General features: G+C 60.5%; 4 protein-coding genes. 1 reads left to right on the top strand and 3 read right to left on the bottom strand.

Annotation, left to right across the window (positions count from 1 at the left end; genetic code table 11):
• The 3 genes from BGC09_RS14620 to BGC09_RS14610 all read right to left on the bottom strand — a co-directional run.
• Positions 1-1,043 (bottom strand): phospholipase D-like domain-containing protein (locus BGC09_RS14620; protein ID WP_141727796.1); only part of this gene is annotated, 1,043 nt, incomplete at its 3' end.
• A gap of 381 nt (positions 1,044-1,424) precedes the next feature.
• A complete protein-coding gene (locus BGC09_RS14615) occupies positions 1,425-3,071 on the bottom strand; it encodes a putative manganese-dependent inorganic diphosphatase (protein ID WP_069804717.1) in 1,647 nt (548 codons plus the stop codon).
• A gap of 1 nt (position 3,072) precedes the next feature.
• Positions 3,073-4,938 (bottom strand): M28 family peptidase, encoded by a 1,866-nt coding sequence (locus BGC09_RS14610; RefSeq protein WP_069804716.1) that lies wholly within the window; start codon positions 4,936-4,938, stop codon positions 3,073-3,075.
• Positions 4,939-5,248: 310 nt separating this feature from the next.
• Here BGC09_RS14610 and BGC09_RS14605 point away from each other — a divergent pair, with 310 nt between their 5' ends.
• A complete protein-coding gene (locus BGC09_RS14605; protein ID WP_069804715.1) occupies positions 5,249-6,757 on the top strand; it encodes a WD40 domain-containing protein in 1,509 nt (502 codons plus the stop codon).
• Positions 6,758-6,823: the final 66 nt, after the last annotated feature.

The raw sequence follows: 6,823 nt of genomic DNA, 5'->3' as shown, positions 1-6,823 counted from the left end.
GCAAATGTTTGTTGGAGCACACTGAGAATATGCTGATCAGAGAGGACGATACCCAGCTCGCGATTGCGATCAAGCGATTGACTTGAGAAGTTCTCGGAACCGACAAAAGCCTTCTCACCGTCGACGATTATCATTTTAGCGTGCATGTAGAGCTGCTTGTCCTCACGCACCTGGGCCCCGCCGCGTTTGATGACCATGATACCGCTGTGGTTGCTATCGGAGGAACTGCTCTGGTAAGGCAGGATCAGCTGTACTGTGACACCGCGTTGAGCCGCGGCGGCCAGCTCCTGCTCGATGGAGTTATCGATCAGCTCCTCTGCTTCGATGAGCAGCGATTTATGGGCGCTTTTGATGAGCGATTCAAGAACGCTGCGTGAGTTGATGGGACTGACGACGAGATTCGGGTTGGTGAGAGAGACCTGCGTGCGGTTCCAGTCGGCTTCAAAGATATCACTGACCGCTTTGACATCGGCGGGATTGGTATCGATGATCCCGTATTCGCGGTTTTTGGTGCTGCCGACGCCGAGAGCGGCGTTCGTCAGGTTGCACGTCATGATATAGGCTGTGGTACCATCGATGACCATGCCTTTCTCATGGGTCAAAGCAAAAGCCGGGCTGGTTGCTTTAACTTTGACCCCTGCCGCCTGCAGGCGATCCATCGTTTCCGTCGGCGAGAGTGATCCGCCGCCGTAGGGATGAGTCTCTAGCATCACACGCACATCGAGGCCGCGGTTGGCCGCCTCCTCAAGAGCGTTGATGACATTGCGATTGGTCAACAGGTACAATTCCAGCCAGACCGAGCGATGGGCTCCGTTAATGGCAGTCGTGATGACCCCTTCGCCGGCATCCGGCTCGACAAAAACTTGCAGCCCTTGCTGGGCTCCGTTAGTGAGAGCGGCGGTCGGCGAAGCCAGCAGCGTGCTCCCGCCGGCAGTAATATCAATGTTACAGGCACTCAGGAGCAAACAGAGACAGAAGAACATGAGGAAAAGGCTCTTCTGCCAGAGAGAAGCGGTGCGTTCGGCGTACCTTTTCATCCTCATCGAAGCGACTCCGTGATCATTAGAATGGAGACTGTAAATAGCCTCTCCAGCCTCATCATATCCTGTGCAGACTACAGGCGAGCAGTGCAAGAGCAGTCCTCTCTAGATAAGCACGTCTTGGGGGCCAAAGGCGCGTCAAGGGCTGGCCTGAGCCAGGCAATAGATAGCAGAGCGTTTGCCCAGAGCCAACGCGCAGCCATTGTAGTTGTCGAGTAGTGGACTGGGGTGTTGGTGAGCGGTTCTGGCTCTGAACAGGTACAGACACAATGAGACCAGACCAGAGCGGAGAGTCTGAGCTTGCGCGCTACTGGCGGTCCACCTTCTCTTTCGCCGCCGGTCTGGTCTGTGAAAGGGAGCTGCCTCTCGCTAGCCGGGCCGGTGCTACGAGCGGACGCGCTCCTGGAGTAAGCTCCGCATACGACCCAGTAGGGGAACGAGTTGTTTTTTGCGTGAAACCAGTCCTTCGACCTCGAGCGAGTGCCCGTCGTCCCCGAGCGGTGCGCCCAGTGCGCTGGCTACTGCCTGCTCGCCGCCGTGGACCAGCAGCCGGCAGCGCATGTTGATGATGTCGACGATCATGAAGAGGAAGACGCTATAGTTGCGCTCCTGAGAGAGATGGCGCATGGTCTCCAGCAGCTCGGCACTGCGTTGCTCGATGACCGAGGGAGTGGCTGTCTCGACTGTGCCGATGGCGAAGCGCAGGCCACTCACTGTGTACTCCTTGAAATCGGCGGTGAGCAGAGCCTCGGGACTGCGCTCGTTCAGGTCGGAGGCTGCCGCAGCAAAGATGGCCTGGCCGTATGTTTCGAGGTCCTCGCCCGTCAGCTCAGCCAGCTCGGCGGCTACCTGCTCATCCCGCTCTGTCGTCGTGGGAGAGCGTAGAATCAGGGTATCGTAGAGCAGGCCGGCGAGCAGCAAACCGGCAGCCTCGCGCGAGATGGGCACCCCAGCCTCGTGATAGAGGCTGACAATAATGGTGCCTGTGCAGCCGACTGGCTCGGCGCGGAACATGATGGGCTTGCTCGTATGAACATCGGCAATGCGATGGTGGTCGATAATGGCCAGCAGCTCCGCCTCCTCGATGCCATCCACAGCCTGCGCCCGTTCGTTATGATCAACAAGGACGATGCGGCGTGGACGGGCATTGAGCATGTCGGTCCGTGAGAGGTAGCCGACCAAACGCCCTTCATCGTCCAGCACCGGCAGCGAGCGATGGCGGGCCAGCAGTGGCTGTACTTCGCTCATCAGGTCTTCCGGCCTGCAAGAGTCGAAGTCGCGGTTCATGATCTCGCTGGTCTTCATACTCAGATTGATGAGGCGGACGGCGGTGAAGGTGTGATAGGCTGTGCTGATGACGAGTACACCCTGTTTGCGAGCCGCGGTCAGGGTGCGCTCGGAGACAAGCAAATCGCCGGTGATAACCAGGGCAGCGGCTCCCGCCTCGATGGCGGCCAGTTGCGCGTCCTCGCGGTCTCCCAGGACGACCAGGCAGCCCGGTTCAAGGTATTCGCGCATAGTGGCCGCCTGCATAGCACCGACCAGGATGCGATTGCCCAGCTTGCGGCGCCCCTCGACGAGCACGCGCCCGTGTAAGACGCGCACCAGATTATCCCGCTCCAGCGGGACGCGGTTGACCGCTTGGGGATCGAGGTCTTTGAAAAAGAGCTTGGCCAGGTCTTCAATCGCGATGATCCCCCGGACGCGACCCTCGTCGTCGATCACAGGCATGGCGCGCCGGTTGTGCTCCTGAAGCAGGCGCCCGGCTTCCAGCAGAGGTTGATCAATATGGATGCTGATGACGCCGCGCCTCATGACGTCGCGTACCTGCAGATAGACGTCCTCCAGGGCCTCGGGCGGCTCAACTCCGTAGCGTTCTAAAACAAAACGTACCTCGGGCTTGATAACGCCATGTCGTGCGGGAACAGCCTCTTCTCCCTGAGCCTGTAACAGGCGCGCGTAAGCATAGGCCGAGGCGATTGAGTCAAGATCTGATTGTTTATGTCCAATAACGTAGATTGGCTGTGCCATGCTAGCTGCTTCCTCCAGGCCCGTGCTCCCTCGTGGCGTGAGCACTGGCGTTCTGCCGGTCGTTGCGTTGGCTGCGAGAGATGAACAGTAGTACGCCTATCAGTATAACAAAAAGCAGTGCCAGGCTGATAGCCACGCCGAAGACGAGCGCCACGGGATGTGTCGTGGCGGCTGAGGGTGCTTCGGTGATGGCAGTGGCCTGGGCAACGGTAGTAACGCGGTCGCTGAGCTGGTTGTTCGGTTTGGGCAGCGTAATACCGGGATTCCCGGGCGGCGTGCCATTGTCGAGGGAGCGCGCGTAGGGATTAAGATAGCCAGGGGACTGCTGGCCCACGACCAGCCTCTTGCTGATGAGGCGTTGGGCGCCAGTGGGAGCCGTCACTGTGAGCCTGAGCTGGTACTCTCCCGCCCGGCGGTAGATGTGGCTGACCCGCTGGCCCTGAGCGCTCTGGCCATCGCCGAAATCCCAGCGGTAGCTAAAGCCTGTGACTGGCGAGCGGGAGCCGGGCAAGAGGGCGGTCTGGGCTTCGAAGACGAGGGAGTGGCCTGCCAGTGCTCTACTGAGGTCGCCGATGGCGGTGAGCGGGCGGCCATCGGCGGGAGCAGCTCCCAGGATGGCGGGCTGGTTGAGCAGCCAGGTTGTGAGCATCGCGGGCAGGGTCAGGGCCAGGGTCAGCGCCTGTGACTGTTGTGCGCTGCCATCTGCAAAGGTGTTCATCAGCTGGATTGTGTCTTCAGGCTGATCGAAGGGGTAACCCGGCGTGGCGGCTGTGCTGTAATAGCTGGAGTTACCGACCAGCGTCGCACAGGCAAGGCCCGCCAGCGTGAATGGCACCTGATCGCTGCTACCCAGCCGATCGTCCTCACGGATCACTTCTTGCTGCTGATCGGGAGTAAAGATCGGCTCAAAAATATCTTGTTGCTGCCGCCCATGATAAGAGAGCATCTGATAGCCTTCTTCATAAAGCTCTGCAAAGACAGCTGGAACAGCCTGGTCCATAAGACTTCGCAGTTGACTGATACGCTGACGTTGCTCTGCTGGGAGGTCACTCTGCTGCGGATAGAGCTTGTTGCTTGTCAAGGGCGAAAGATCGACGTAGAGGGGAAAAACAGGATTGGCGGCCTGACCAAGGTAGCGCACAGGGTAGGCGATGCCGCTCTGCTCCTCATTGAACATGGCTATGATGTTCTCCAGATCGGCGTTCATGGTTTCGTTGACAGCGTGGAAAGAGCCATAGAGGCCCTGCTCCTCGGCATCGAAGAGGACGAAGCGGAGCGTGCGCGCTGGATAGAGCTGGTGCTCACGCCAGTAGCTGGCTAACCCGCGGGCGATCCCCAGTTCGATGGCGCAGCCACTGGCGTCGTCATAGGCGGACTGAGTGGAGAAGGCCATGCCATCGTAGTGGCAGCCGATGATAATAATCTGCTCCGGATGGTCTATGCCAGGGACGCTCACCTCGACATTGAAGGCTGGCACGACCGCTGGGCGATTGAGCCAGCCCTGGATGGCGAAGGGATCTCGCTGAACCTGGGGATCAAAGCCGCTCAGGTTGCGCTGCATTTCTGCGCTCCAGTAGGCAGCAAACTCGTCATGACCGTTGACGGAGGGCGGCAGATTACGATCGTAACCGGCTTCGCGCTTCAGAAAATGGGTGGCCATATAAGAAAGCTGCTGGTAGATATAATTGCCATCCACCGTAGGAAAGCTGGTGACACGGAGACCGCGCCCGCCAGCGCTGACCGACAACGGCTCGTAGCTGCCAGAGCAGAGCAAGCTGATCAGGAAGAGAGACAGGAGGAGCCGCTGAACAAGCGTCGTCTTGCGAGCGAGTGGTTGCCATCTAGGTCTCTTGTCTGGTAATCGCATGGGCTTCCTCCCTCCATTGGATGCCTGCTAGTGGATACAATAGCGACGCCAGCCCTGGTCTTCCCTCGTGCCACTTTCACCTATCCACTTCCTTTCACTGCAGCACTGTGGTCGGTGGCAGAGAAGAGCGCCTGGCTCTCACATCTCCTTGCTAAGAAGGACGTTTGGCTACTTCTTTCTTTGCAGTGGCCATTTTGGGGGAGGAGCGCAGGCTGTAAAAAAATAGCCCGCTTGATCGTTCGTGGATTCCTCCCAGAGAGATGCCGTGGATGCAATCCAAAGCGAGAGCCACGAGAGAGGGGAGACAAGCATGCTAGAGGTCATCATTGAAGATAGCCTCTCTGGACTGAGGTATCCAGTGGAGGTTTCGGGCGATGCACCGCTCTGGTCGCTGGTGCCAGCCCTGGTCAAAGTTTTAAGGCTGCCGCAGGAAGATAGCACGGGCAACCGACTGAGCTACCGGTTGAGTCTGGCGGAGAGCGGGCAGGAACTGCCGCGCGAGCTGAGCCTGGAAGCAGCCGGGGTCAAGGCGGGGGAAACCTTACAGCTGCGGCCCTATATGGTGGGGCGAGCAGCCAGCGGACGAGCGCCGGCAGAAGATGGGCTGCATGATGCGGTGACGCTGGCCGATGGCATGGCCCTGCCGCTAGTGGGAGCGCCAGGCTCTCCAGTTGCCGATCTTGGTCAGCAGACGGTGGGAAGAAAGCGCTCACGGCGTCTGGTTCTGAGCCTGCTCGGCCTGACAGTGCTGGGAGCGGCGGGCGCGAGCGCAGGCTATGCCGCCTACCGCACTGGTTTCCTGGGAAGATGGCTGGCAACGCTGCAGCCCCAGGCTGGGCCGGCGGCCACCGTAGTGCCGAAGCAGATGCCGACAGCGACCGCTGTCCCGTTGCCCACCACCGCCCGGGCCAGCCTGGTTTTCGCCCAGCACCGGCAAACTGTGCGGGCGCTGGCCTGGTCGCCCGATGGAAAGTTGCTGGCCAGCGGCTCGCTTGATGGCCAGTTGCTAATCTGGAATACGCAAGGTCAGGTGCAACATACCTTTACCATCAAGGGGGCTGTGCGCACCCTGGCCTGGTCGCCCGATGGAACACAGCTGGCTCTGGGAGCTGGCTCGACGGTGCAATTTCTCGATCCTTACAACGGCGCGCCGCTGACGCAGCCGCTCCAGCGACATACTGCCACCGTCACCGCCGTAGCCTGGGCGCCTCGTGGTCAGGCGCGCCTCGTCTCGGCCAGTCTTGATAAGCTGGCTATTGTCTGGGATGGCAAACTCTGGCGTCCTTTGCAGATCTTCAGGCGCCATACGAGTCCGCTGGAAGCCGCCTCATGGGCGGCTGATGGCCAGACCATTGCCACGGCCTCCACTGGGGGACTGGTGCGCGTCTGGCGGGCTGACGGCGGCCAAGAAGTGCATGGCTACTACCAGGACGGCCAGCTGACCCTGCGTACGCTGGCTTTCGCTCCCACAGGCGCGCAGCTTGCCGTCGGAGGAGACGATGGCCAGATCCGCCTCTGGAACGGCCTGACCTGCCAGCGCCAACAGACAGCGGCCTTCGGAACCCAATGCGTTGACGGACCTCAGCGCCTCCGCCTGGACACGCAACCGCTACGTACACTGGCCTGGTCGCCCGATGGAAGGCTGCTGGCCAGTGCTGGTAACGATGGCGTTCTCGCCGTCTGGTATCCGGCGCGCAGTCAGATGCCACTCCTGACTGTCCGCCTGGGAACCCCAGTGCTCTCCCTGCATTGGTCTGCTGACGGACGCACCATAGCCACGGCGGCGGGGAATCGCGTGACTCTCTGGCAGCTCAGTTAAGCGCTGGTCAGGACGCGACCGGTCTGGCCCGAGGCGGCCCTGCTAGAGAAGCGGCTTTAGCGGCAG

The organism is Thermogemmatispora onikobensis (assembly GCF_001748285.1).
Lineage (GTDB): Bacteria > Chloroflexota > Ktedonobacteria > Ktedonobacterales > Ktedonobacteraceae > Thermogemmatispora > Thermogemmatispora onikobensis.
The sequence above is the reverse complement of the archived record's forward strand: the minus strand, read 5'-3'. Positions and strand labels throughout refer to the sequence as shown.

What these genes read in the sequence shown, in the direction of transcription:
- BGC09_RS14610 (WP_069804716.1), bottom strand. Translation starts at nt 4,938, where the DNA reads ATGCGATTACCAGACAAGAGACCTAGATGGCAACCACTCGCTCGCAAG.
- BGC09_RS14615 (WP_069804717.1), bottom strand. Translation starts at nt 3,071, where the DNA reads ATGGCACAGCCAATCTACGTTATTGGACATAAACAATCAGATCTTGAC.
- BGC09_RS14605 (WP_069804715.1), top strand. Translation starts at nt 5,249, where the DNA reads ATGCTAGAGGTCATCATTGAAGATAGCCTCTCTGGACTGAGGTATCCA.